This is a genomic window from Pseudarthrobacter sp. NamE5 (assembly GCF_005796225.1).
Lineage (GTDB): Bacteria > Actinomycetota > Actinomycetes > Actinomycetales > Micrococcaceae > Arthrobacter.
The window spans coordinates 89961-115425 of record NZ_VAHO01000009.1 but is presented as its reverse complement, the minus strand read 5'-3'; the positions used below and the strand labels follow the sequence as shown (position 1 = coordinate 115425).

Annotated in this window: 24 protein-coding genes; 20 read left to right on the top strand and 4 right to left on the bottom strand. The window is 66.4% G+C overall.

Annotation, left to right across the window (positions count from 1 at the left end):
- Positions 1 to 81 precede the first annotated feature (81 nt).
- Both FDW84_RS12380 and FDW84_RS12375 read left to right on the top strand, forming a co-directional pair.
- Positions 82 to 306: a hypothetical protein gene (locus FDW84_RS12380; protein WP_138609840.1), complete on the top strand. Its 225-nt coding sequence runs from the start codon at positions 82 to 84 to the stop codon at positions 304 to 306.
- A gap of 46 nt (positions 307 to 352) precedes the next feature.
- Positions 353 to 691 carry a GlsB/YeaQ/YmgE family stress response membrane protein gene (locus FDW84_RS12375; RefSeq protein WP_240721491.1) on the top strand — a complete coding sequence of 113 codons (339 nt, stop codon included), beginning with the start codon at positions 353 to 355 and terminating at the stop codon, positions 689 to 691.
- Between the two features lie 97 nt (positions 692 to 788).
- Here FDW84_RS12375 and nhaA read toward each other — a convergent pair whose 3' ends face one another.
- The gene (gene nhaA / locus FDW84_RS12370) at positions 789 to 2141 is read right to left on the bottom strand and encodes a Na+/H+ antiporter NhaA (protein WP_138609838.1); all 1353 of its coding nucleotides are present in this window, start codon (positions 2139 to 2141) and stop codon (positions 789 to 791) included.
- Positions 2142 to 2372: 231 nt separating this feature from the next.
- Here nhaA and FDW84_RS12365 point away from each other — a divergent pair, with 231 nt between their 5' ends.
- The 3 genes from FDW84_RS12365 to FDW84_RS12355 all read left to right on the top strand — a co-directional run bounded on the left by FDW84_RS12365 (position 2373) and on the right by FDW84_RS12355 (position 4614).
- Positions 2373 to 3152 (top strand): CHRD domain-containing protein, encoded by a 780-nt coding sequence (locus tag FDW84_RS12365; RefSeq protein ID WP_138609837.1) that lies wholly within the window; start codon positions 2373 to 2375, stop codon positions 3150 to 3152.
- 101 nt (positions 3153 to 3253) lie between these two features.
- Positions 3254 to 3868 (top strand): class F sortase, encoded by a 615-nt coding sequence (locus tag FDW84_RS12360; RefSeq protein ID WP_240721490.1) that lies wholly within the window; start codon positions 3254 to 3256, stop codon positions 3866 to 3868.
- Between the two features lie 80 nt (positions 3869 to 3948).
- Positions 3949 to 4614 carry a hypothetical protein gene (locus tag FDW84_RS12355; protein WP_138609836.1) on the top strand — a complete coding sequence of 222 codons (666 nt, stop codon included), beginning with the start codon at positions 3949 to 3951 and terminating at the stop codon, positions 4612 to 4614.
- A 12-nt stretch (positions 4615 to 4626) separates the two neighbouring features.
- On the opposite strand, the gene FDW84_RS12350 is transcribed toward FDW84_RS12355, so the two are convergent.
- The gene (locus FDW84_RS12350) at positions 4627 to 5292 is read right to left on the bottom strand and encodes a PAS and ANTAR domain-containing protein (RefSeq protein WP_138609835.1); all 666 of its coding nucleotides are present in this window, start codon (positions 5290 to 5292) and stop codon (positions 4627 to 4629) included.
- A gap of 289 nt (positions 5293 to 5581) precedes the next feature.
- Between FDW84_RS12350 and FDW84_RS12340 the strand changes: the two genes are divergently transcribed.
- The 9 genes from FDW84_RS12340 (at position 5582) to FDW84_RS12300 (ending at position 15318) form a co-directional block, all read left to right on the top strand.
- Complete coding sequence (locus FDW84_RS12340; protein ID WP_138609833.1) at positions 5582 to 5917, top strand: heavy-metal-associated domain-containing protein; 336 nt, start codon at positions 5582 to 5584, stop codon at positions 5915 to 5917.
- 49 nt (positions 5918 to 5966) lie between these two features.
- Complete coding sequence (locus FDW84_RS12335; protein WP_138609832.1) at positions 5967 to 8159, top strand: heavy metal translocating P-type ATPase; 2193 nt, start codon at positions 5967 to 5969, stop codon at positions 8157 to 8159.
- 58 nt (positions 8160 to 8217) lie between these two features.
- Entirely contained in the window at positions 8218 to 8685 is a 468-nt protein-coding gene (locus tag FDW84_RS12330; RefSeq protein ID WP_138609831.1) for a hypothetical protein, read from the top strand.
- Positions 8686 to 8761: 76 nt separating this feature from the next.
- Complete coding sequence (locus FDW84_RS12325; protein WP_138609830.1) at positions 8762 to 9385, top strand: DUF305 domain-containing protein; 624 nt, start codon at positions 8762 to 8764, stop codon at positions 9383 to 9385.
- 283 nt (positions 9386 to 9668) lie between these two features.
- Positions 9669 to 10340 (top strand): arsenate reductase/protein-tyrosine-phosphatase family protein, encoded by a 672-nt coding sequence (locus FDW84_RS12320; RefSeq protein WP_138609829.1) that lies wholly within the window; start codon positions 9669 to 9671, stop codon positions 10338 to 10340.
- A gap of 290 nt (positions 10341 to 10630) precedes the next feature.
- Complete coding sequence (locus tag FDW84_RS12315; RefSeq protein ID WP_138609828.1) at positions 10631 to 11719, top strand: LCP family protein; 1089 nt, start codon at positions 10631 to 10633, stop codon at positions 11717 to 11719.
- Between the two features lie 80 nt (positions 11720 to 11799).
- Positions 11800 to 13491 carry an alkaline phosphatase D family protein gene (locus tag FDW84_RS12310; protein WP_138609827.1) on the top strand — a complete coding sequence of 564 codons (1692 nt, stop codon included), beginning with the start codon at positions 11800 to 11802 and terminating at the stop codon, positions 13489 to 13491.
- Between the two features lie 143 nt (positions 13492 to 13634).
- The gene (locus FDW84_RS12305) at positions 13635 to 14411 is read left to right on the top strand and encodes a histidine phosphatase family protein (RefSeq protein ID WP_138609826.1); all 777 of its coding nucleotides are present in this window, start codon (positions 13635 to 13637) and stop codon (positions 14409 to 14411) included.
- Entirely contained in the window at positions 14395 to 15318 is a 924-nt protein-coding gene (locus tag FDW84_RS12300; protein ID WP_138609825.1) for an NAD(P)H-hydrate dehydratase, read from the top strand. Before FDW84_RS12305 ends, FDW84_RS12300 begins: the two co-directional genes overlap by 17 nt.
- A gap of 175 nt (positions 15319 to 15493) precedes the next feature.
- Here the strand turns inward: FDW84_RS12300 and FDW84_RS12295 are convergent, their stop codons facing one another.
- Complete coding sequence (locus FDW84_RS12295; RefSeq protein ID WP_138609824.1) at positions 15494 to 15916, bottom strand: Hsp20/alpha crystallin family protein; 423 nt, start codon at positions 15914 to 15916, stop codon at positions 15494 to 15496.
- 648 nt (positions 15917 to 16564) lie between these two features.
- Between FDW84_RS12295 and FDW84_RS12285 the strand changes: the two genes are divergently transcribed.
- From FDW84_RS12285 to FDW84_RS12265, 5 genes are all read left to right on the top strand, one after another.
- On the top strand, positions 16565 to 18778 hold the full coding sequence (locus FDW84_RS12285) for a S9 family peptidase (RefSeq protein WP_138609823.1): 2214 nt from the start codon (positions 16565 to 16567) through the stop codon (positions 18776 to 18778).
- Positions 18779 to 19206: 428 nt separating this feature from the next.
- On the top strand, positions 19207 to 19935 hold the full coding sequence (locus FDW84_RS12280) for a peptidoglycan-binding protein (protein WP_138609822.1): 729 nt from the start codon (positions 19207 to 19209) through the stop codon (positions 19933 to 19935).
- 6 nt (positions 19936 to 19941) lie between these two features.
- Positions 19942 to 22374, top strand: coding sequence for a hypothetical protein (locus FDW84_RS12275; protein ID WP_138609821.1), 2433 nt, complete (start codon positions 19942 to 19944; stop codon positions 22372 to 22374).
- A gap of 8 nt (positions 22375 to 22382) precedes the next feature.
- On the top strand, positions 22383 to 22589 hold the full coding sequence (locus FDW84_RS12270) for a hypervirulence associated TUDOR domain-containing protein (protein ID WP_138609820.1): 207 nt from the start codon (positions 22383 to 22385) through the stop codon (positions 22587 to 22589).
- A 3-nt stretch (positions 22590 to 22592) separates the two neighbouring features.
- A complete protein-coding gene (locus FDW84_RS12265; protein ID WP_138609819.1) occupies positions 22593 to 23789 on the top strand; it encodes an NAD(P)/FAD-dependent oxidoreductase in 1197 nt (398 codons plus the stop codon).
- A gap of 57 nt (positions 23790 to 23846) precedes the next feature.
- Here the strand turns inward: FDW84_RS12265 and FDW84_RS12260 are convergent, their stop codons facing one another.
- On the bottom strand, positions 23847 to 25007 hold the full coding sequence (locus FDW84_RS12260) for an acetate kinase (protein ID WP_138609818.1): 1161 nt from the start codon (positions 25005 to 25007) through the stop codon (positions 23847 to 23849).
- A 135-nt stretch (positions 25008 to 25142) separates the two neighbouring features.
- On the opposite strand from FDW84_RS12260, the gene FDW84_RS12255 reads away from it, so the two are divergent.
- Entirely contained in the window at positions 25143 to 25448 is a 306-nt protein-coding gene (locus FDW84_RS12255; protein WP_138609817.1) for a hypothetical protein, read from the top strand.
- Positions 25449 to 25465: the final 17 nt, after the last annotated feature.

The window sequence follows — 25465 nt, the reverse complement described above, 5'->3', positions numbered from 1 at the left end:
AAAAAACACTCCACTGAAACAATTCAGCAACCTGGCCCCGGCATGCTGTGCATACGGGGATACAACAGCAGGAGGCACATCATGGAGGCACAAGGAATTCGCACGGACCAGCTCCGGATCGGCGACCAGATCGAGGCGTGGCACAACGGCAAGCTCTTCCACCGCGGCCGGGTGACGGACGTGGTTCCGCACCTTGAACTGTTCTGGATCCTGGACGCCAGGACCGGCGCCCGGAAGCTGCTGGATCCAGAAGCCCTGGAAATCCGGCACGCGGAACAGCCGGCCAGGCCACTCGCTACCACCTGAGCGCTCCAGCACAAGCACCGGCACGGGAACCGGCACAACAGTAAGCATGCTTACAATAGATCCATTGCGGCACCCCGCGGCAGTCCGGGCTGAGCCCGGTTACACCTTGAAGGAGCACACCGTGATTGGTTTCATCGTTGCCGGCCTGATCATCGGCGCACTGGCCCGCCTCATCAAGCCGGGCAAGCAGAACCTTGGCTTGCTCGCCACTCTCCTGCTGGGCCTTGTTGGCTCAGTTATTGGCGGAGTGGTGGCGTCCCTGTTGGGCACAGGGAACATTTTCGAACTGAACTTCCTGGGCTTCATAGTGGCTGTCATCGCCGCGGTGCTCCTGATAGGCACCGCCGAGGCAGTCGTTGGCCGCCGGAGGTCAGTGCGCCGCTAGCCGGCCGGCACTTCCCCGCGGGGTTCTTGTCCAGATACGCCGCCTTCAGCTCGCCTGAGCTCGGCATATCTGGACAAAAACTCCCGGGGAAGTTCGTTCAGGAACGTTCCTGGTAGACGTCCGGGACGCCGTCCTGGTCCGCATCCACCTTCTCCAGCTCTTCCGTGGCCCGGTACTGGCGGTTACGCATGGTTAGCACGGCAGCGGCCAGCAGCGCCGCGAACAGGGACGCCGCCAGGATGCCCACCTTGGCATGGTCATCGTGCAGGCTCCCCTGCCCGAAGCTCAGCTCGGCCACCAGCAGGGACACCGTGAAGCCGATGCCGGCCAGGAGCGCAACGCCAAACACGTCAACCCACTTGAACGACTTGTCCAGCTCAGCTCGGGTGGCCTTGGTCAGGAGCCATGTGACGCCCAAGATGCCAATAGGCTTGCCCAGGACCAGGCCCGCGATGATGCCAAGCGCTACCGGGTCCGTAAGAGCTGATCCCAGCCCTTCCCACCCGCCCACGGCCACGCCCGCCGAGAAGAACGCGAAGATGGGGACCGCAATGCCGGCGGAGATGGGCCGGAACCTGTGTTCGAAGATCTCAGCCAGCCCCGGCCCCGCTTCAGGTCCCCCGGCGGCCTGCGAGCGGATCACGGGAACGGCGAAGCCCAGCAGCACACCGGCGACGGTTGCGTGAATGCCGGAAGCGTGGACCAATGCCCAGGTGACCACACCGAGCGGCAGCAGGATGACCCAGGCGGCTGGCGCTTTCATGCCGAAGAAGTGGCGGTACCTGTGCGCCAGGAAGGCGTAGATGGCCAGCGGAATGAGGGCCAGGAGCAGCGGCGTGATGTGGAGGTCGCTGGTGTAGAAGAACGCGATGATGGTGATGGCGATGAGGTCGTCCACCACGGCCAGGGTCAGCAGGAAAATCCGCAGCGCGCTGGGCAGGTGGGAGCCGATGATGGCAAGGACCGCCACCGCAAAAGCGATGTCCGTGGCGGTGGGAATGGCCCAGCCGCGCAGGGTTTCCGGGCTGGCCAGGTTGATCACCGCGTAGATCAATGCCGGAACCACTACGCCGCCTACAGCCGCGGCGACGGGAACTATCGATTTGCTGATCTGCCGCAGGTCCCCAGCCACGAATTCGCGCTTAAGCTCAAGGCCCACCAGGAAGAAGAAGATGGCCAACAACCCGTCGGCTGCCCAGGCGCCGAGGCTCAGTTCGAGGTGCCAGGGCTCGTAGCCCACCTTGAAATCGCGGAGGGCAAAGTAGCTGTCCGACGCCGGCGAGTTGGCCCAGACGAGGGCAATCACCGCTGCAGCCACCAGCAGGGCGCCACCGACCGTTTCCTTACGGAGGATCTCCCCGATCCGGAGGGCTTCGGCGTAACTGCCGCGGGAAAACACCGCGGACTTTCGGGAATTCGACGGCGGGACGGAGGACGAAGGATGTTTCATAAAGGCTCCTGCACTGTGGGGTCGACAAAACTATGCCGACCAGACTTCCCGGCGCACCTTTGATCCATCCTACAGGCGGTGCTTTCCGCCGCGGGAGCCAGTAATCCCTGCCAGAGAGCACCCCGCATGTGCCCTGTTTCACATTTCTCCCATCCTTAACAGCGTTGTCTCCGAAGCACCCATGTCCCTCATCTGGGACGAACGTCACGTGTATGAGGAGACTGCTTTCCGATGAACAAGACACTTCGCTTCCTTGCCGTACCAACCCTCGCCCTGGGCGCCCTTGCGCTTTCCGGTGCTCCCGCCATGGCCCACGACGGTGCCGACCACTACCAGTCGACGCTGGGCCAGATCAACGGCAGCTCGGCCACCGGCACCATCACTGTGGATGTCACGGGCAACCAGGCCCACGCCGTCCTGAAGGTTTCCGGCCTGGCCGCAACCTTCATGGATGCCCCCTACCCGCACGTCCAGCACATCCACGGCGGCGCGCAGGGCGTCTGCCCGGCACCCTCGGCCGACAAGGACGGCGACCAGGTCATCTCCACCACCGAGGGCGCGCCGGGCTACGGCGGTATTGTGACCACCCTCTCCACCAGCGGTGACACCAGCCCCGCAGCCGGGCTCGACCTCAAGGTCGCCGGACAGGGCGCCGCGTACACCATCGACCGCACCTTCGAACTGAACGCCGAAACCAAGGCCGCCCTCCAGGCAGGCACCGCAGTGGTGGTTGTCCACGGCCTTGACCCGGCCACGCTGAGCCCGGCAGGCCAGGCCGCGAAGTCCGACCTGGTTCCGGAGCTTCCGCTGGCCGCCACCTCGCCCGCCCTGTGCGGCACCTTGACGGCCGGCCAGATGAAGATGCCTGCGGGCGGGGCGGATACCGGAGTTGCCCAGGAGACCGGCGGCACTGACGCCGGGGCCCTCGCCCTGGGCGGTGGCCTGGTACTGGCAGCAGCAGCCGGGGGTACCTACCTGGTCCGCCGCCGCACCGCCGGTTCAGCAGCCTGAGATTGAGCTGACTGACCAGTGGCAAACATGAAATCCGGCCGCCGCGGGGGCCTGCTGGCCTCCACGGCGGCCGGGCTTCTGCTCCTGATGCCCCTGGGCGGTTGCGGCAGTTCCGGACCATCCGACGCCGGCACCGCACCTTCCGCTTCCGCCGCAGCTTCCGCACCCCATGCCTCCACCGCAGCCACTCCTGCGGCTCCGGCACCGGCAGCATCCAACCCCAACCTGCAGCATGGGCCGCCTCACAGCCCGGGGTCCTTCCACGCTCCGAGCCGGTAACCCTGGAAATCCCGTCCATCGGCGTCCGGACCGACCTGCTCAGGCGCGGCCTGCGGGACAACGGAACGCTCGAAGTGCCCCAGGACAACGGCAGCGGCACCCCGGCCAGCTGGTACAACGGATCACTCACCCCCGGCGAACAGGGACCCTTCGTCATGCTGGGCCACGTCAATTCCCCCAGCGGGCGCGGGGGTGTCTTCGCCGACCTCCGGAAGCTCACCCCCGGTGCAGACATCAACGTCTCGCGGGCGGACGGCAGCACCGCCGTCTTCACGGTGGACCGCGGCGCACTGTACAGCAAGGACAGCTTTCCCACGCTGGAGGTCTACGGCAACACCTCCGGCTCTGAGCTCCGTCTGATCACCTGCGACGGCTACGATCCCGGCACCGGGCTCTTTGACGACAACTACGTGGTCTTCGCCAAACTCAAGGCCTGACCTGCTCCCGGCAAAGTCCAAACCTGCCTATCTAAGCGGCCGCGCACCCCCTGAACAGGAGCGGCCAGGACGGAAGAGCCATGACACACCGCAGCCCGCTGCTGGCCTCGCTGGCACTCTCCTCCCTGCTGCTCTCCGGTTGCGCTGCGGCGGCGGGGTCCGTGGGGACGGCCTCCGCGCCGCCGTCGGGAACTCCTTCCGGGGCGTCCGCACCTGCAGGCGCCCCGCCGTCGTCCGCGCTGTCTTCCTCCGATGGCATCCACGGCAGGCACCACGGCGGTGCCTCGGCTGATCCACGGCCGAGCTCCGATGGCCCCAGCGAGGCCGCAAAGATGGTGTGCGGGGACCAGCCGATGGACCGGCTGACGGACATCTTGGACCTCGGGGAGGACCCGCATACCGTCAACAGCTGGGCGGACAGCACTTTCACCTGCATCTACCATCTGGACCAGGGCGCCCTGGAAGTCTCCGTCAGGGAAGCACCGGACCAGGCGACGGCACTGATGTACTTTGATGCCATGCAGGCACTGGCGGTCGATGCCACGGCGATCAAGGGGCTAGCAAACCTGGGATTCCCCGCCTACGAGACGGCGGGCGGCACAGCGGTCTTCCAGAAGGACAGCTTTGTGCTGCAGGCGGACGCTTCAGGGCTGCCTGAGGCCCTGGGCCCGGACGGCATCAGCCGCAATGCGCTGGCGTACCAGCTGTCCACCACCATCCTGGCGTGCTGGGTGGAGCATCACTAGCCCCGGCAGCTCCTAGACGGCCCGCCGGCGTTGGGAGGGCCTTCCCTCCATCTGAATGGCCTTGACGGCCGTATCCAGGTAGTTTCGGGATTCCGCTGAGTTGGCCAACTGCACGAGCTCGGCGGCCACCACCACCAGCTTGACGTTCCGGTGGCTGCTGGTGCTCACCAGCATCTGGAAGGCATCCTCAGAGCCCATCTTCAACTGGCCCATCAGGATGCCGCGCGCCTGGTCGATGACGCCCCGGGTGGAGGTGGCCCCCTCGACGGCCGCCCGTGCCGTCTGCTCTGTCTCGCGCTGGAGGGTGGAGGTGAGGTCGATCATCACCCCGTCCAATGCGATGACCTTGTCCCCGTCCATGATCCCGTCCCCCGAGGTCAAAACCCGCCGGGTCCTGCCCCGGGCGTCAATGATCCGGTGGTACATGCAGAAGTAGCCGCCGGTACGGGCGACCTGCGCAACGATTTCCTCGCATCGCGGCCGGTCCTCCGGATGCTTATGGGCGAACAGCAGCTCAAGGGTGGGAACCACCTCGCCCCGCTCGTACCCGTGCAGCTGGAACATGCCGTCAGACCAATGGATTTTCCATGTGCTCAGATCCGCATGAAAAGTGCCAGCGGTGCACTGGCTGTCCCCCAGCGCACTGGAATAGGTGTACGGGCCGGTCAGCTCTGTCACTGGGCCACCTCCATGTAGCGTCGACACGTCCGCGGGCCGGTAGGCACCAGGCGCACTTTCTTAATTATGGTGGGCGCAGGTGTTGCCGGGATAGTGGCGGGCCTCCCCCTTTCCCCAGCCAGGGGACAGGGGAGAGTGGCAGGCGGGCTTGACGCGCATACCCCCTAGGGGTATATTCGAGGTGTTGTCAGTGAAGTGGTATGTCCCGGCCGGTGCCCACCGCCTACACAGCCGTTCAACCCCAGCACGCTTTTCCAGGAATCGTCCTTCCCCAGGAATGGAAACTGACATGTTCGACACTGAAAACCGGACCATCCTCCCCCTCGCTTCCAGCGCCGGCTGCAGCTGCTGCGCTCCCTCCGGTGACGCACCGCAGGCGCAGGCCGCCGTCGCATATTCCGACGGCGGTGCCGCCGCCCAGCGCACCTTTGCCGTGGAGGGGCTGACCTGCGGGCACTGCGTCCAGACCGTCGAGGAGGCCGTCTCCGCCCTTGCGGGCGTCGAGTCGGCCACCGTTGACCTGGTACCGGGTGGCCGTTCCGGCCTCACCGTTGCCGGTTCCGCCACAGACGCCGCCATCCGGCAGGCCGTCACCTCGGCCGGGTATTCCCCGGCATCCAACTGACTTCCGCGCCCGGGCCTACCCGCCCGGACCGTCTTCCAAGGAGGATCCCATGCAGGACCACCAGCACACTCACCATCACGACGACGACCGCCAGTCAGGCGGGACAGTCACCGCAGCGAAAGCTGCGCCAGCCGGCGCCGGACACGCCGGGCACGGCGTGCACCAGCATCCCGGGCACCATGGCCCCGGGCATCACGGCGACGAGTCCACCGCCCGCCACGATGACGACCATACCGTCCACACCCACGGCCAGCACGCCGGGCACAGCACTGCGATGTTCAAAAACAGGTTCTGGCTGACGCTGGCGCTGTCCGTTCCCGTTGTCTACTTCAGCCCCATGGTGGGCCACATCTTGGGCTACATGGCACCAATGTTCCCCGGCTCAGCCTGGATCCCGCCGGTCCTGGGCACCGTCATCTTCGTGTACGGCGGCCAGCCCTTCCTCAAGGGCGGCCTGCAGGAACTGAAGGACCGCAGGCCCGGCATGATGCTGCTGATCGCCATGGCCATCACGGTGGCCTTCGCTGCGTCCTGGGTTACCAGCCTTGGCATCGGCGGCTTCGACCTGGACTTCTGGTGGGAGCTGGCGCTGCTGGTGGCCATCATGCTGCTGGGCCACTGGATCGAAATGCGCGCCCTGGGTTCGGCCCAAGGTGCCCTGGACGCCCTTGCCGCCCTGCTCCCCGACGAAGCCGAGCGCGTCACGGACACCGGCACTGAAACCGTTCCCGTCTCCGCACTCCGCCCCGACGACTTGGTCCTGGTCCGTTCCGGCGCCCGGATGCCGGCCGACGGAACAGTGGTGGAAGGGCAGGCCGAGTTTGACGAGTCGATGATCACCGGCGAATCCAAGACCGTTGCACGCGGCCCAGGGGACACTGTGGTGGCCGGAACTGTTGCCACGGATACCAGTGTCCGGGTAAGGGTCACGGCGGTGGGCGAGGACACGGCCCTTGCCGGCATCCAGCGGCTGGTGGCGGAGGCGCAGGCATCTTCCTCGCGCGCCCAGGCACTGGCTGACCGTGCTGCAGCTTTCCTGTTCTACTTCGCCGCAGGGGCCGGGGTGCTCACCTTCATCGCATGGACCCTGCTGGGCAGCGTCCCGGAGGCCGTCACCCGCACCGTCACGGTCCTGGTCATTGCCTGCCCGCATGCCCTGGGCCTGGCCATCCCGGTGGTTATCGCCATTTCCACCGAGCAGGCTGCCCGCGGCGCCGGGGTGCTGATCAAGAACCGGATGGCGCTGGAGCGGATGCGGACCATCGACGTCGTCCTGTTCGACAAGACCGGCACGCTTACCAAGGGCGAGCCCGAGCTGAAGGACGTGGCCGCCGCAGCCGAAGGCGTGGACAGTGACAGGCTGCTGGCCCTGGCCGCCGCCGTCGAGTCGGACAGCGAGCACCCCGTGGCGCGGGCCATCGTCCGGGCAGCCCGGGAACGGAACCTTGCCCTGCCGGGAGCCTCGGAGTTCGCCTCGCTCACGGGCCGCGGAGTCCGGGCCACCGTGGACGGGCGCACGGTCCACGTCGGCGGGCCTGCGCTCCTGCGCGAGCTGGACGCCGTCGAGCCTTCCGCCCTGGCAGAGTCCACGGGCGCGTGGATGAAGCGCGGCGCCGCCGTACTGCATGTGATTGACGACGGCGGCCGCGTGCTGGGGGCGGTCAGCCTGGAGGACGCGGTGCGGGCGGAGTCGCGCCAGGCCGTGGCGGCCCTGCAGAACCGGGGCGTCAGGGTAGGCATGATCACCGGCGACGCGCGGCAGGTGGCCGAGGCTGTGGCGGCGGACCTGAACATCGATGAGGTGTTCGCGGAAGTCCTGCCGGCGGACAAGGACAAGAAGGTGGCCGAACTCCAGGCCCGCGGCCTGAAGGTGGCCATGGTGGGCGACGGCGTCAACGATTCACCGGCCCTGGCCCGGGCCGAGGTGGGCATCGCGATCGGTGCCGGCACCGACGTCGCCATGGAGTCCGCCGGTGTGGTGCTCGCCGGGAACGACCCCCGTGCCGTCCTGTCGATGGTGGACTTGTCCCATGCCAGCTACCGGAAGATGTGGCAGAACCTGGTGTGGGCTACGGGCTACAACGTCCTGTCCGTGCCGCTGGCCGCCGGCATTCTCGCGTTCGCCGGGGTGGTGCTCTCACCGGCAGCCGGCGCTGTGTTGATGTCCGCGTCCACTATTGTGGTGGCCCTGAACGCACAGCTGCTCCGGCGGGTGAGACTGAACCCGTCCGAGGTACGTTGAGAATACGGAAACCCGCTCAAGCTCCAGCATCAAGCCCCCGTACGAAGGAGGGAACAGCATGACCGCACGTGTCCGCGTCCTGTCGGCAGCCGTCCTTCGGGCGGGGCTGCTGGCTGCGGTCCTCTCCATCGTGGCGGGGATCTTCGGGATGCACGTCATCACGGCGGGCCATTCGTCCCATGCAGGGCATGCCGGAACAGCGGCGCCGGCTGCGGCACCCGCCAGTGCAGCGCACCCGGCCGGGCACACCGCCGTCGGACACTCCCACGCAGGGCATATTGCTGCGCCCGGCAATGCAGCGGAGCCGTTCCCGGCGTTGGAGTCCTGTGGCGCCGGCTGCCCTGATGTGCGGGAGGCCGGCGCATACTGCATCCCCCTGGGCAAGACCGGTCCGCTGGCAACCGTTCCGCCCCCGATTAACCTGGCGGTGCATCTTGAGTCTGCGGGCGGCACGCAGGAGACCTCCGGTTACTCCTACATTCCTGCAAGCCCAACTCCGGGTGAACTGTCCATCAGCCGAACGTAAACCGGACTGCGCCGCGCGGCTGCTCCGCGCTCTGCAACAGGCCCAGTTCACCTACTTTCCTGAAGGACCACCAAGAATGAACACGAAGATTAGGACCCTGTCCCTCGCTGCTGCGCTGGCAGCCTCAATCGGCCTCGCTGGCTGCGCTGCCGGCTCCGGAAGTTCGGGCGGGAACACCATGCACGGCTCGAATCACGGCAGTCCCAGTGCGATGTCCAGCATGATGCCCGATGCCAGCGCAGACCATAACCAGGCGGACATCATGTTTTCGCAGATGATGATCCCGCACCACGCGCAGGCCGTGGAGATGAGCGACCTCGTCCTGGCCAAGCAGGACATGCCGGCGGAAGTCACTGCCCTGGCCACCAAGATCAAGGACGCGCAGGCGCCGGAGATCGAGCTGATGAGCGGCTGGCTTGAAGAGTGGAACGTGCCCACCATGAAGTCGGACCATTCCGGGCACGGGATGGCCGGCATGGTTGACCCGCAGGGCATGGAGAAACTGAAGGAGGCGCAGGGAACGGAAGCAGTCCGGCTGTTCCTGGAGCACATGATCGGGCACCATGAGGGGGCCGTGGACATGGCACAGCAGGAGATCGGCGCCGGCAAGCACCCGGAGAGCATCCAGCTCGCCCGGGACGTCGTCGCCGCACAGGAAGCCGAGATCGCCCAGATGAAGGAAATGCTGGCGGCGCGCTGACCCTCCCGCCGGACGCTCTCTCACTTATCGTGCCAAATCGGCCAACGCTCTCTCACTTGACGTGCCAAATCGGCCAACGCTCTCTCACTTGACGTGCCAAATCGGCCACCGCTCTCTCACCTGCCAACCGTGAGCTGAGAGAAGGTTGGCGAAAAAGCCGCGTCGAGTGAGAGAGCGTCACGCAAAAAGCCGCATCAAGTGAGAGAGCGTCGGAGTATGCATGTTAAGTTGAAGTTCGCGGGCCGGACGGGCCGCGGGCATCGGCTGGAAAGAGACTCTCCCATTGGATACAACCGAACCGGTAAGAATCCTGACCGTGTGCACCGGTAACATCTGCCGGTCGCCGGTGGCCGAGAGACTGCTGCAGGCGGGACTCGACCAGGTGGTGCCGGGCGGTTTCATGGTCACCAGCGCAGGAACCCGGGCCCTGGTGGGCGAGCCCATGCAGCCTATCTCAGCGGACATTGTGCGGACCTTCGGCGGGGACCCGGAAAACTTTGCCGCGCGCCAGCTGAATTCGAAGATCCTGCGAGGCGTAGACCTCGTACTCACCATGACCGCGGGGCACCGCGGTGAAGTACTTCAGCTGGACGCGGCCCTCCTCAAGCGGACCTTCACCATTCGCGAGTTCGCCCGGATGCTGGACGTCTTGGACCAGCGGGCAGCAGCCTCGGCAGGCAACGGGCCGGCCGCCGCCCTTTCGGAAGAGAATTACGACGGCGGTGGGCGGCTCCCTGCCAACACCGCCTTCTGGAAGGGCCTGCCTCCGCGAGCGGCAGGGGTGCGGCACCTCGCCCTGGCCGCCGACCCGGGCGACAACGACATCGTGGACCCCTACCGCCGCGCTCCAGAGGTGTACCGGCAGATGGAAGACCAGCTGGCGCCGGCGATCGTCTCCATCCTTCGCCATGCGCGCCTGAACGCACCCGCCTCATCCAGCCACGCGCCGTCGTAAATTGTGGAGTACTCTGCGGTTTTTCTGCGGATTCCCCCGATGTGAAGCATCTTTGCCGGTGCTAATTTTCCGGAATGAGCACGCAGCTGAAGCATCCATGCCGAACCAATGAAGCCCTCACCTCCGGATTCTGATGGATGGCCAGCCAATCCTGCTGCCGGATTACAGCTCCATTCCAGAGATTCCGGCAGATGACGGTTTGGACAAGTTCGTAGCCAGCAGGAGCCCCGCGGGCAGAGACTGATCCCATCAACGCAAACTTCCGCCCAGCACGATGAGGTGAAGGCACAATGAGCGCTCCTGGCGGTTCTGATCCATCCAGCCCCGGTTCTGACTCCAGTCCGCAGAACATGGTGGCGCACGGGCGCCGCCGCTGGATCGCCGCACTTCTGGCACTGGTGCTGGCGGCCGCAGCCGTCGTCGCGGTAATCAGCCTGAACCGCGCCGGCATGGAGACGCAGCCTGCTGCCACCCAAAGCCAGTCGCCTTCGGAAACCCCCTCCGAGACGCCTCCCCCGGCCCCCGCTCCCCCGCCCCCTCCAGAACCCATCCCGGAGCACCCCGCAGTGCCCATGAATGTGCTGGTGATCGGCAGCGACATGCGCGGCGTCGCGAAGGATGCAGCAGCCCACACCGCCGCCACCGGCCAACCGTCAGACCACCGGGCCGACACGCTGATGGTGGTCCACGTGCCCGCCGACCGGCGGACCCTGTACATCATCTCGATCAACCGCGACACGTGGGTGGACATCCCGGGGTTCGGCGGCGCAAAGATCAACTCTGCCCTGCAGTACGGGGGGATCGACCTGCAGGTGGCCGCCGTCCAATCACTGCTGGGGATCACTATCGACCACTCCCTGATGCTGGACTTCGGCGGGCTCAGGATCCTCACCGACGCGCTTGGCGGTATTGACGTCAACGTGCCCGTCCCGTTCCAGTCCACTCACGACACAGGGCACGTCTTCACACCCGGCATCAACCACCTGGACGGGCAGGCGGCGCTGGAATTCTCCCGCGAGCGCTATGCCTTCTCCGACGGCGATTTCCAGCGGGTGCGCAACCAGCAGATCCTGCTCAAGGCAATCCTGGCCAAGCTAACGGCCGGCGGAGCGCTGAACGACGTCAACGCCGTCCGCGGGCTGGTAAATCTTGCCTCGTGCTGCCTGACAGTGAACAAGGGCTTCGATCTGGTGCAGGCCGCCATCCTTGCCTACAGCCTGCGCAACCTGGACGCGAACGCAATCGGCACCATGACACTGCCGACGGCAGGCTCGGGATTCGTGGCGGGGCAGTCCGTCCTCTTCCCTGATTACGGCGGGATTGGCGCTGTAGGTGCAGCCCTGCGGGAGGGGCGGATCGGCGAGTTCGCCAGGCCATAGTCCCGGGTGTTCAATCCGGGCTCACCGCCCGTTCATTCGTGGGCAACTATCCGTGCGCCGGGCTGCGGAAGCCTGACGCCATGACTGACTTCTCCCGCGCTGGCATGTCCCGCCGCACCATCGTCAAAGGTTCCGTCCTCGCCGCCGCCCTGGCCTCCGTCCCTGCCGCCGCGAACGCCACTCCCGCGAACTCCCCCGCCGGCGTCGCGCTGGTCCGGAACCGGCTCACGTTGCCCAGCGGCATCGCCACCGGGGACGTAACCTCCGACTCAGCCGTGCTGTGGTCCCGTTCCTCAGGATCCGGCCGGATGACTGCGGTGCTGCGGGCAGTGGACGACGGCGGGGACATCCTGCGCGGGCGCGGCGCCTTTGAGCGGGTCGTCCGCGGGCCAAGGGCCACGCAAGCGTCCGACTTCACGGCGAAGATCCACGCCGGAAACCTGCCATCCAACACACGGTTCGCGCTGGAGATCAGCTTCGAGGACGACGGCGGCGCGGCCGGTGAGACGGCCCGCGGCACCTTCCGCACCGCTCCCGACGCCGGGACGTACAACGGCAAGGGCCGCACCGGTGACACAAGCAACGGAGGCCAGGTACCGGCGTCGTCCGCCCAAAGCTTTGTGTGGACCGGTGACACAGCGGGCCAGGGCTGGGGCATCAACGAGGAGATCGGCGGGATGCGCGGCTACCGGGCCATGCACCAGACCCGGCCGGACTTCTTCATCCACTCCGGCGATACCGTCTACGCGGACGGGCCGCTGGCCGAAACGGTGATGGAAAAGGACGGGCAGGTGTGGCGGAACCTGGTCACCGAGGAGGTCTCCAAAGTAGCGGAGACGCTCGACGAGTACCGCGGCCGGCACCGCTACAACCTGATGGACGTCAACATGCGGGCCATGTTCGCGGACGTCCCCGTGGTCGCGAACTGGGACGACCACGAGACCACCAACAACTGGTACCCCGGCGAGATCCTGGACGACCCCCGCTACACCGTCCGCGACGTCAACACCCTGGCGGCCCGCGGCCGGCAGGCGTGGCAGGAGTACATGCCCATCGCGGAGGGTTCCGCGCTGTGGCGTCCCGGCACTTTCGACGACGCCGGCCAGTACCAGCCGGCGCGCATCTACCGGAAGATTCCCCGCGGCCCGCAGCTGGACGTCTTCTGCCTGGACATGCGCACCTTCAAGTCGCCCAACACCGACGGCAAGGAAGGCTACGCCACCAGCATCCTGGGCCAGGAACAGGTGGACTGGCTGATCCGCGAGGTGTCGGCGTCGAAAGCCACGTGGAAGGTGATCGCCGCGGACCTGCCGCTGGGCATCATTGTGCCCGACGGCCCCGTGAACCAGGAGAGCCTGGCCAACCGCGATGCCGGCGCACCCCTGGGCCGGGAGCTGGAGATCGCCGGAGTCCTGAGCGCATTCAAGCGGAACCGGGTGAGAAACATTGTTTGGCTGACCGCCGACGTGCACTACTGCGCCGCCCACCACTACTCTCCCGAGCGGGCAGCGTTCACCGACTTCGACCCGTTTTGGGAATTCGTGGCCGGACCCATCGCGGCCGGATCCTTCGGGCCGAACGCGATGGACGGCACCTTCGGCCCGGAGGTGGTGTTCTCGAAAGCCGGGCGGTTCCCCGGCGAATCACCGCGGGACGGCGAGAACCAGTTCTTCGGGCACGTCCAGCTTGGCGAAGACAACAGTTTCACTGCCAGCCTGCGAAACGCTAACGGCGCCACGGTGTTCTCCAAAGTGCTGACGCCGGAGCGGTAGCTCCACCGCCGGTGCGGCCGCGCCCCCTCGGCGGGCGATCGCCGTCGTCCATCACTTACCCGGCGTTTACTGGCAGCGCTCCGTGGGTACGCCGCTGGTAGTGTTCCTGCATTCGGCACGACACGCGGACGGGGTGATTTCTTGTGAAAGAGGAGCAGCTGACAGAGGCTGTACAGGAAGCCGGGGCGGTGGAGCTGCTGCTGATCCGCCATGGTGAGAGCGAAGGCAACGTCGCGGCCACGGAAGCGCGGCAGGCCGGGGCGGAGGTCATCGCAGTGCCTGCCCGCGACGCTGACGTAAACCTTTCCGGCACGGGACAGGAGCAGGCAAAAGCCCTGGGCATGGCGCTGGCCCGGATTGCCGAAGAGTTCCGGCCGGACGCTGTGGTTTCCTCGCCCTACGCCCGCGCCCTGCAGACGGCGGAAATTGCCGTGGAGGCGGCGGGCTGGCCGGTGAAGGTACGCACCGATGAAAGGCTGCGGGACCGCGAGCTCGGCATTCTGGACCGGCTTACCCGCCGGGGCGTGGAGAAGCGTTTCCCCGAGGAAGTGGAACGCCGTGAGTGGCTCGGGAAGCTGTACTACCGGCCTCCGGGCGGGGAATCCTGGGCAGACGTTGCGCTGCGGCTGCGCTCTGTCCTGGCCGAGCTGAACAGCCTCGGCGTTGGACACCGCGTGATGCTGGTCTGCCACGACGCCGTGATCATGCTGTTCCGCTATGTGCTCGAAGGGCTCAGCGAAAAGGAAGTCCTGGACCTGGCCGCCAGCACCTCGGTGCTGAACGCGTCCTTGACCCGGTATGTGCGGCCTGCCGGCCAGGGTCCTTGGACGCTGGAGAGCTTTAATGTGGCCGACCATCTGACGGAACACGGCGTCACCGTGACAGAGCACGCCGGAGATACCAGTGTCCACCCGCGGTAAGGCCGATGAAGCAACACTGGTAACGCCATCGCTGCTGCGCGACTGGCCGCTGCCGGCTGCCGGCGAGGACAAGTACTCGCGCGGCTCGGTCCTGGTGATCGGTGGAGCCCGTGGCACACCCGGCGCTGCCCTGCTCGCCGGCACCGCAGCACTGCGCGCAGGTGCCGGGAAGCTGACGTTGGCCGTCGCCGAGTCCGTCGCGGTACAGGTGGGGGTGGCGCTGCCCGAGTGCGGAGCCATGGCACTGCCCGAGACGGCCGACGGGTCCGTGAGCGGCGAAGGACTGGACCGGATTTCCAAGTACCTGGACCGGGCCGACGCGGTTTTGGTGGGACCGGGGCTGGATGATCCCGGCCTGGCCGAGGAGCTGCTGCGGGCCCTGCTGGAGCGGGAGCAACCTTCCGGCGGGCCGAACGGGGAAGGCCGTGCCGCCGTCGTCCTTGACGCCTACGCACTGGGCGGACTGGTAAAGCTGGAGGACCAACTGGACCCCTGGCGGGGCCGGCTGATCCTGACGCCTAATCCCAAGGAGACAGCGGTACTGCTGGGCCGGGACGTCGAGGACCTGGAGGCGGATGTTGCCGCAGTTGCCGAGCGTTTCGACGCCGTGGTGAGCTGCCAGGGGCTCGTCGCACGCCCTCCCGGGAACGATACCGAAGAGCCCGAACTGTGGAAGATCACCACTGGGTACGGCGGCTTGGGAACGTCCGGCAGCGGTGATGTCCTCGCCGGCGCAATCGCAGGGCTCCGAGCCAGGGGAACCAGTGACGTGCAGGCCGCGTGCTGGGGAAGCCACCTGCATGCCGCAGCTGCCGACAGGCTTGCCAGCCGGTTGGGACCCCTGGGCTTCCTGGCCCGCGAACTCGCGGATGAGCTGCCGGCCCTGATGCTGGAGCTCAACACCTAGCAGACTTGGGCCGAACTTCCCGGACATGAGACGACCCCCGGCTGAAGCCGGGGGCCGCCATATCGGGAAGTGCGGGTGTAGGCTGCGGGTGCGCTGAAAGCGCTGTGGCGTGCATACTTAGCGATCCGCCCAAAAGGCAGTCAGCAAATCCCGACTTTCCGATCCTGTGTTGAAACTAGGCGGCAATCTCCTGCTTTGCCCCCTTCGTCTCAATTTCGATCTTGCGCGGCTTGGCCTTTTCGGCGACAGGAATCCGCAGGGTCAGGACACCGGACTCGTACGTAGCCTTTACGTTCTCAGTATCCAGGGTGTCCCCGAGGATCAGCTGGCGGCTGAATACGCCGCGCGGCCGCTCGGAGGCGATCAATTCGGTGTCCTTGCCTGCAGGTTCGGGGCGCTCGGCCCGTACCGTCAGGACGTTCCGTTCCACATCCAGATTCACAGAATCCAGAGCGACACCGGGCAGATCAAAGGCGACTACAAATTCCTGGTCCTCCCGCCACGCGTCCATTGGCATCGCTGCCGGGCGCGCCGCCGTGCCGAGGACCTGCTGGGCCAGCCTGTCCAGCTCGCGGAACGGATCGGTTCGCATCAACATGGCTTTCCCTCCTCGTAAGAGACGGTCCAACACTTGTTTTTGGTACCAGCCGATCTGTATTGGCTGATATAGATTTTTTAGCACTCAAGAAGGAGATCTGCAAGAGGTTGCGGCAGAGATTTTCCCGACTTTTTTGCGCTTCCCCAGGCACGCCTGAGGGGCCCTTCGCAGCATGCAAAAGGCCCCTCAGCGCGGGTGTATCAGCTCCTGGTGGGGTCCGGGCGAAGCGGTGCCGGGCCGGGATCCGGTACCGGCAGCGGGCCTGGCGGCTCAGGCGTAGGGAAAGGATTCGGAGCAGGCGGACCGGGGTGGCCCGGATGTGTGGGATCCGGCTGGTCCGGGCCCGGTTCGGGCGGAAACGGCTCGGGCTCGTGCACTGGCGGGATGGTCATTGACGTTCCCCTCTCAGGTTTGATGGACGTGCCTTGGCGTGAACAGGATACGCCCGCCACCTCAAGCCCACTAGGGCGGGCCGGGCTTGTTAGCCCGGGGTGGCGGCGACCAGCCGGGCCCCCGGCATCAGGGTCTTTGGCCTCTTTCATCCCCGTCCCGGCCGGCGGGCAGCCGAAGGAGCCCATTCGACGGAAGGGTAATTCCCCGGTAGCGAACGACGGGCCATTTGTCGGCGTGGATCTATATATTGAGGGAATGACCCAGACTCTGCGGGATTCCGCCGCCACTGCCACTCCCATGCCGCCGGTAGCCAGGAAGGTCCCCTCCGAGCGCCGTCACCACGGGGACACATTCGTGGACAACTACGAGTGGCTCCGGGACAAGGAATCCGCCGAGGTCGTGGAGCACCTGAAGGCTGAAAACGCCTACCAGGAAGCCATCACGGCACACCAGGAGCCCCTTCGGGAGGCCATCTTCCAGGAGATCAAGGGCCGCACCCAGGAGACCGACCTCTCCGTCCCGCACCGCAAGGACGGCTGGTGGTACTTCAGCCGCTCGGTCGAAGGCAAGGAATACGGCATCCAGTGCCGGGTCAGGGCCGCCGATACCGAGGACAAGATTGCCGACTGGACTCCCCCGGCGGTGCAGCCCGGCGTCGAGATCCCCCGGGAGGAGGTCCTGCTGGACGGCAACGTGGAAGCCGAGGGCAAGCCCTTCTTCGCGGTGGACGGTTCGGCCGTGACCGTGGACGGGAACCTGTATGCCTATGCCGTGGACAACTCCGGGGACGAACGCTTCACCCTCCGGATCAAGGACCTCCGCACCGGCGAACTGCTGCCCGACGTCATCGAGAACATCTTTTACGGCATCGCCTTCTCCCCCGACGGCACCAGGATTTTTTACACGGTGGTGGACGAATCCTGGCGCCCCTACCAGGTGAAGGCCCACACGCTGGGCACGCCGGTGGCCGAGGACGTGGTCATCTACCAGGAGGACGACGCCGCCATGTGGCTGGGCTTCGAGCTGTCCTCCGACAGGCGCTACCTGGTGCTGGGCATCGGATGCTCCGAATACAGCGAAACCCGCCTGCTCCGCTTCGATGATCCTGCGCAGGAACTCATCACGGTCATCTCCCGGGACGAGCGCGTGCTCTACGAGGCCGAGCCGTTCCTGCTGGCTGGTGAGGAACGAATCCTGCTCACGCACAACCGCGGCGCCATCAACTCCATGGTCTCCCTGGCAGACCCGGCCGAGCTCGCCAAGCCGCTCGCCGAACAGCAGTGGGTCACCGTCGTTGGGCATTCCGACGACGTCCGCGTCAACGGTGCCGGCGTCACCTCCACGCACCTCATCGTTTCCGTGCGCAAGGACACCATCGAGCGGGTCCAGTTCATCGGGCTGGCCGGGCTGGGTACGCCGGAACAGGAGGCCCCGGTGGAGCCGGCCTTCGACGAAGAGCTGTACACCGCCGGCGTCGGCGGCTCGGACTACGAGGCACCGGTCATCCGGCTGGGCTACACCTCCTACTTCACGCCGTCCCGGGTGTACGACTTCGTGCTGCCCACCGCGGAACGGCCCGCCGGAGAGCTGCTGCTGCGCAAGGAAAGCCCGGTCCTGGGCGGCTACGACGGCAGCGACTATGTGGCCACCCGGGAATGGGCGCTGGCCGCGGACGGCACCAGGATTCCGCTCTCAGTGCTGCGGCACAAGGCCGTCCGGCAGGACTCGACGGCGGCCGGCCTGGTGTACGGGTACGGCTCCTATGAGATGAGCATGGACCCCGGCTTCGGAATTGCCCGGCTTTCGCTGCTGGACCGCGGCGTGGTGTTCGTCATCGCACACATCCGCGGCGGTGGTGAGCTGGGCCGGCACTGGTACGAGAGCGGAAAGAAGCTGGACAAGAAGAACACGTTCACCGACTTCGTGGACGCCACCGACTGGCTGGCGAACTCCGGCTGGGTGGACCCGTCCCGCATCGCTGCCCTGGGCGGCTCGGCCGGCGGCCTGCTGATGGGTGCCGTGGCAAACATGGCCCCGGAGAAGTACGCGGCGATCGTGGCGCAGGTCCCGTTCGTGGACGCCCTTACCACCATCCTTGACCCGGAGCTTCCGCTTTCGGCGCTCGAGTGGGAGGAGTGGGGCAATCCCATCACCGACCCCGAGGCCTACGCCTACATGAAGTCCTACTCCCCCTATGAAAATGTGCGTGAGGCGGCCTATCCCAAGATCGCCGCCGTCACGTCCTTCAACGACACGCGTGTCCTCTATGTGGAGCCCGCCAAGTGGGTGCAGGAACTGCGCAACAAGACCACCGGTACCGAGCCGATCGTCATGAAGATCGAGATGGAGGGCGGCCACGGCGGCGCCTCCGGCCGGTACGTGCAGTGGCGCGAGCGGGCCTGGGACTACGCTTTCATCGCGGATGCCCTGGGGGCGACGGAACTGCTGCCGGGAGCCGGGCTGAAGTAGGCACGGCGCACCGAAGCGTACGACGGCGGGCGGTTCCCGCCTCGCACGTCCGCCCTCTATGCCGCTGCACCCCGGCGGGGGGTCAGGACTGCGGGTGTCCGGACAGCCATTCCGCCAAGGTTTCAAGGTTGGCGCGGACTGTACGCCCCTGTGCCCGTTCGACCAGAGGATCCGCCAGCCTGCCGAAAACCCGTCTCCTGCGAATCGCACCTGGCGCCGGCCCGGCTCGGCCAGCGGGAAGGCAGGCACAGCGCCAGCTTGAACCTCGCATAGGGCACTGTCAACGCTCTATGAAAAGAGCTGCCAGCCCTGCACACCGCGCGATTCCCAAAAAAGCTAATCATGCTTACTATTGGCTGGTGCCGGGCTGCCCGCTGGGGGCAGACCAACCCGCGCGATTCGGAGGTTGCATAACCATGGAACATGAGATGCGTCCCCTGACTGACGATGAACTGATGTCGGAGCAGGCCACAGCTTTGCCGGACAAGGAAGTCGCGTCCGTCCTGGACCTGAACGCGGACCTCGACCTGGGCATTGATGCCGCAGCACCCATCGACCTGGCCGTAGCCGCGAATGCCAACGTGGCGGCGCCAATTGACGCGGCAGCCTCCGCCAACATCCTTTCCTTCGGCTCGGAGGCCCAGGCGCTCGCGGACCAGGGCGTCTCAATCGAGCAGGGAATCGTGGCCGACGCGAACGCCGAGTCCACCCAGGACAGCACCATCAACCAGGGCAATGACACAATCGACGACGGCGGCACCACGGATGACACCGGCACCGCAACAGGAACGCCCGACGGCGGGAGCCTCCTTACCGATGGAACAGTCACCGACGGCACCCTTCCGGACGGGACGCTTGCGGACGGCACTCTCCCGGGCGTCGGTGCGCTGCCGGTGGATCCGGCCGCAGCTCTGGACGGAGACCTGCTCAACGTCAACGTGGACCTGGCCGCCGATGCCGACATCGCCGCGCCAATCAACGGCGCCGTGGCAGCAAACGCCAACGTGGCTGCCCCGATCGACGCGGCAGTGGCGGCCAACATCGGCTCCATCGACAGCCAGGCCTACGCGGTGGCCGATCAGGATGCCATCATCTCGCAGCACATCGAGGGCGAGGCCAACGCCTCTGCCAACCAGCAGTCAAACCTCGAACAGTAAGCACCGATGACCCACGCCACCGGCGGGCCGCGCGCTCAGGACGGCCCGCCGTCGACCCCTGCCTCCCTTCTTGCCGGGCACCCGCTGCAGGTTCCCGCCCGGGCCGACGGCGTGCAGCTGTCGGGCCAGTCCGAAGGGTCCGGCTACCGGGAACCACCCTCGCTGGTCCGCCGGGCGGACGGCCAGACCCTGCAATTGACCCGGCTGCTCTACCTCGTGCTGGAGGGTGCTGACGGAAACCGCAGCGTGGAGGAGATCGCGCAGCACGTTTCGCAGGGTTCGGGGCGGTTGGTCAGCGCGGACAACGTGCGGACACTGATGCATTCCCAGTTGCTGCCGATGGGTTTGCTCCGCCTGGCGGACGGTGCCCAGCCAGAGGTAAAAAAGGCTGATCCGCTGCTCGGGATGCGCTTCCGCTATACAGTGACGGATCCGGAACGCACCCTATCAATCACAGCCCCGTTCGCCGCCCTATTCAGTCCATTGCTCGTGGCGGTGGCCACGGCGGCGTTCCTGGCTACGTGTTGGTGGGTGCTCATGGTGAAGGGCCTGGGTTCAGCAACCCACGAGGCCTTCGCGAACCCCTCGCTGCTGTTGCTGGTTTTTGCCATCACCATCCTTTCCGCCGGCTTCCACGAGTTTGGCCATGCCGCCGCCGCACGCAGGGGCGGGGCAACTCCAGGTGCCATGGGTGCGGGGCTCTATCTGGTATGGCCCGCCTTTTTTACTGACGTCACCGACTCCTACAGGCTGGGCAGGGGCGGGCGTCTCCGCACCGATCTGGGCGGCCTCTACTTCAACGCAATCGTCGCAGTCGTCATCATGGGGTTGTGGTGGGTCACCGGTTTCGACGCGCTGCTGCTGGTGGTGGTCACCCAGATCCTGCAGATGGTCCGGCAACTGCTCCCCCTGGTGAGATTCGACGGATACCACATCCTCGCTGACGCTTCGGGCGTGCCCGACTTGTTCCAGCGCATTAAGCCCACGTTCCTGGGACTGTTGCCCTGGAACTGGGGAAAGCCGGAAAACCGGATCCTGAAGCCTTGGGCCAGGGTTGTGGTGACGGCGTGGGTCCTGGTCACCGTGCCGCTGCTGCTGCTCAGTTTGGCCTTGATGGTAATTGCGCTGCCGCGGCTGCTGGCCACCGCCTGGGAGAGCGCCTCCAGGCAGCAGGAACTGTTTGCCGGGAGCCTTTCCGCCGGGGACTTAGCAGGGGCTGGCGTCCGTGTGCTGGCCATCATCGCTGTCGCGCTTCCCATGCTGGGGATGCTGTACATCCTGCTCCGGCTGCTGCGCCAGCTGGTCACCGTGCTGTGGCGGAAGACCCGCGGTAAAGCCCTCCAAAGGACCGCCGCCATGGGTGCGGTCGCCGCCCTGCTGGCCGGGCTCACTTGGGCGTGGTGGCCCGACGACGGGACGTACCGTGCTGTGCAGCCTTACGAGCGCGGCACGCTGGCTGATGCCACAACCTCGCTCTTCCCGCAAGGCAGCACGGTGAGGCTGCGCGAAGGCGGCAGCGGCAGGACAGTGGCACTGTGGCCCGCAGGTGTAGCGAAGCCAACCAGGGAGAACCCGCAGCTGAGTATGGTGCTGGTCCCCGTAGAGGGCGCGGCAGCTGCGGGCGGATCCCATGCATCCGCCGCCACCACCGCCGCCGATGCTGAACCATCCTGGGTGTTCCCGTTCGACCTCCCTGCAGCGCCCGAGGAGAACGGCAACCAGGCACTCGCCGTGAACAGCACTGACGGGACAGTTACCTACAGTGTGGCTTTTGCGCTCGTTTGGGCAGAGGACGGCGAAACAGTGGACGCGAGGAACGAGGCCTATGCCTTCGCCAGCTGTACCGGCTGCGCCGCCGTGGCGGTGGGCTTCCAAGTGGTCCTCGTCGTAGGCCAAACGAATGTCATTGTCCCGGAGAACCTCTCCGCGGCAGCCAATTACAACTGCCGGGACTGCCTCACGTACGCGCTCGCGAGCCAGCTGGTCCTCACACTGGATGGTCCGCTTGGCGAAGGCAGCCTGGCCCAGCTGAAGGCATTGTGGGCAGAGATTGCAGAATATGGCCGGAACATCCGGAACGTGCCTCTCTCGGAGATCCAGGCCCGGCTTGCCGAGTACAAGGAGCAGATCACAGCCATCATCAAGACTGATCCCAGCGCCACGAAGGCCGCCGCTTCGGCCACGCCTTCGGGTGCACCGGTGACGACCACGCCGACCACGACGGGCGCCATCGCCGGGACTCCCGGTGCACCTGCCACCCACCCACCGGGAGGAGGGGCACCGCCTCCGGCAGGGACCGCGGTTCCCACCACCCCGGCAACACAGCCCGCAGGCGGCGCGCCGCCGTCGTACATCCCCATTGAGACACCGCTCCCAACGGCGGATACTGGGGGCACGGCCCCGGCCGCGGAACCCCTACCCACCACAAACCCCAGCTAGGAGAACAGATGTCGTTAAGCAAGGGAACGCATGTGGAGTGGAATACTTCGCAGGGCAAGACGCACGGCAAGGTCGTGGAAAAGAAAACCAGCGACTTTGAGCTGGACGGGCACAAGCACCGGGCCAGCGAAGATGAACCGCAGTACGTGGTGGAGTCGGACAAGACCGGCGCCAGGGCAGCGCACAAGGCCTCTGCCCTGACCGAAAAGAAGTAGCACATGGCCCCACAGCATGAAGTGGTCATTATTGGCGGCGGCAACGCGGGCGTTTCCCTGGCGGCCCGGCTGGAGCGCTACGGCGTCAAGGACGTGGCCCTGATCGAGCCCAAGGACCACCACCTCTTCCAGCCGCTGTTTTCACACATTGCGGGCGGCCGGGCCCAGGCCCAGGAGGCCGTCCGCTCCCAGGAATCGGTGACGCCCACGGGTGTCACCTGGATCCGGGACAGCGCCGTGGACGTCGACACGGATGCCAACACTGTCACCCTGGCATCCGGATCCACCGTGTCCTACGGACAACTGGTGGTGTGCCCTGGGCTGCAGTACGACTGGGACAGCGTGCCTGGGCTGGCCGAGGCGGTGCATTCGCCAAACGGGACCTCCCACTACGAGTTCGAGCTGGCACCCAAGGCTTGGACCCTGCTCCGCGGGCTCGCTTCGGGAACGGCCGTTTTCACGATGCCGGCCGGTCCCATCAAATGCGGCGGCGCCAGCCAGAAACCCATGTACCTGGCTTGCGACTACTGGCGGGAACAGGGCGTACTGGACAAGATCAGGGTGGTCATGGTCCAGCCCTACCCCACGGTGTTCGGGGTGCCGGAGGTGGACCGGGAGCTTGACCGCAAGATCGCGGAGTACGGCATTGAGCTGTGGACCAACAGCGAGCTGGTCTCCGTGGATGCGGCAGGGCAAAAAGCCACTATCCGGAACATCGGAACCGGTTCGGAAGAAAACCTGCATTACGACGTGCTCAACGCTGTTCCACCGCAGTCGGCGCCGGACTGGCTCAAGTCCACCAACCTTCCGGCGGCAGGCGATGCCGGGGGGTTTGTGGAGGTGGACCGCCAGACACTGAGGCACATCAGGTTCCCGAACGTGTGGTCCCTCGGGGACGCGGCCGGGACCACCAACTCCAAGTCGGGCGGGGCTCTGCGCAAGCAGACCAAAGTCCTGGCCAAGAACCTCGTCGCCGCACGGAAGGGCAAGCCGCTGCCCGCCAAGTACAACGGCTACTCGGTGTGCCCCTTCACCGTCTCCCGTGACACCGTGGTGTTCGCCGAGTTCGACGACCGGTTCCGGCCAATGCCCACCATCCCCCGCGTGCCCACGTGGAACGAGAGCAAGCTTTCCTGGGTGGTGGACCGGGACGTGTTCCCGCAGATCTACTGGAACCTGATCCTCAAGGGCAGGGCCTGACCTGAGAGAGCGTGCCGGAAAACCCCGCATCAAGTGAGAGAGCGTCCCTCGGGCCGGCTACCCTGCGGAACTGACGACGGCGGCCGTCGCCTCCGCGATCGCCTGTTCCTCGTCGGTGGGAACCACCAGGACGGGGATGGCCGACTGTGCCGTGGAAATGACGCGCGGCTCCTTGGACCGCTCACCGTTCAGGACGGCGTCGAGCTCAATGCCCAGGGCAGCCAGCCTGTCCGCCACCAGGCCGCGGAACTGGTGGGAGTTCTCACCAATGCCGGCGGTGAACACCAAGGCCTTCGCCCCGCCCACGGCCACGTGGTACCCACCGATGTACTTGGCAAGCCGATAGGACGTGACGGCGAGCGCCATGGCAGCGCGGGCGTCACCGGCCTCGGAGGCTTCCACCACTGAGCGCATGTCGTTGTTGCCGGCAAGACCTTTGAGTCCGGATTCCCGGTTGAGCATGGTGTCGATGTCCTCCGGCGTCCAGCCTGCCCGGCCCAGGAACACCAGGATGGACGGGTCCAGGTCGCCTGAGCGGGTGCCCATCACCAGGCCTTCGAGCGGGGTGAAGCCCATGGAGGTGTCCACGGAGCAGCCGCCCTGGATCGCGGTGACCGAGGCCCCGTTGCCCAGGTGGGCGATGACGCCGTCGAACTCCTCCACCGGGAGGTCCAGCAGTGCTGCGGCGCGGCGGGTGACGTACTCGTGGGACGTGCCGTGGAAGCCGTAGCGGCGGATGCCGTGGTTGGTGTAGAGCTCGTCCGGCACCGCGTAGCGCCAGGCGTGCTCGGGGAGGGTGCGGTGGAAGGCGGTGTCAAAGACGGCCACCTGCGGCATGTCCGGCCACTTCCTGGTGATGGCACGGATGCCCAGCACGTTGGCCGGGTTGTGCAGCGGCGCCAGCGGATTGAGCCGCTCGATGGCCCTGGTGATCTCGTTGTCGATCAGCACGGGCTCGGCAAACCGCTCGCCGCCGTGCACCACCCGGTGCCCCACCGCGCCCAGTTCCAGTTCACCCAGTTCTCGATGGATGGCGGCGTCCACCTGCTCCAGTGCCTCTGAATGATCCCTGGGGCCCTCGATCTCGCCGTCCCCGCCGCCGCCGTTGCCCATGCCGATCTTCTCGATCAGCCCCTCAGTCAGGACGCTGCCGGCGGCGACGTCACGCACCTGGTACTTGAGCGAGGACGAGCCGGAATTGATGACGAGCACGAGCATGCGGGGCCTCCTGAGCCTTGCTTCTGCAGTTCAGTCCCCACTATAGGTTGCCCCGCCGGCGGTTTCCTTGCGGATGGGGACCGGCTGTGCCTAGAGTCGGCAGACAGGCTGGACCACGCCCGAGAGGACACTTCCATGACGAACGAGCCCACTTCGATCGACGAGAACGACCCCACCAACACAGGATCCAGCAGCACCGCTCCCCTGAATGCCAGGGCGGATTCGGACCCCGGCAGCGGGTCGGGGAAGCAGGACCCCACCGGGGTGGAGGGTGCCAACCCTGCACTGGACGACACCGGAAACGATAAGGCCGCTGAGACCGGCGAGGCCCCGCAGGCACTGGAGAACGCAGAAGACCTGGACCTCACGCCGCAGGGTCTCTCCGATGAGCCGGCCAAGCAGGAGGACGAGGAAAGCCTGGCCAAGCCGGACAACAGCTGAGACCTGCAAAAGGACGA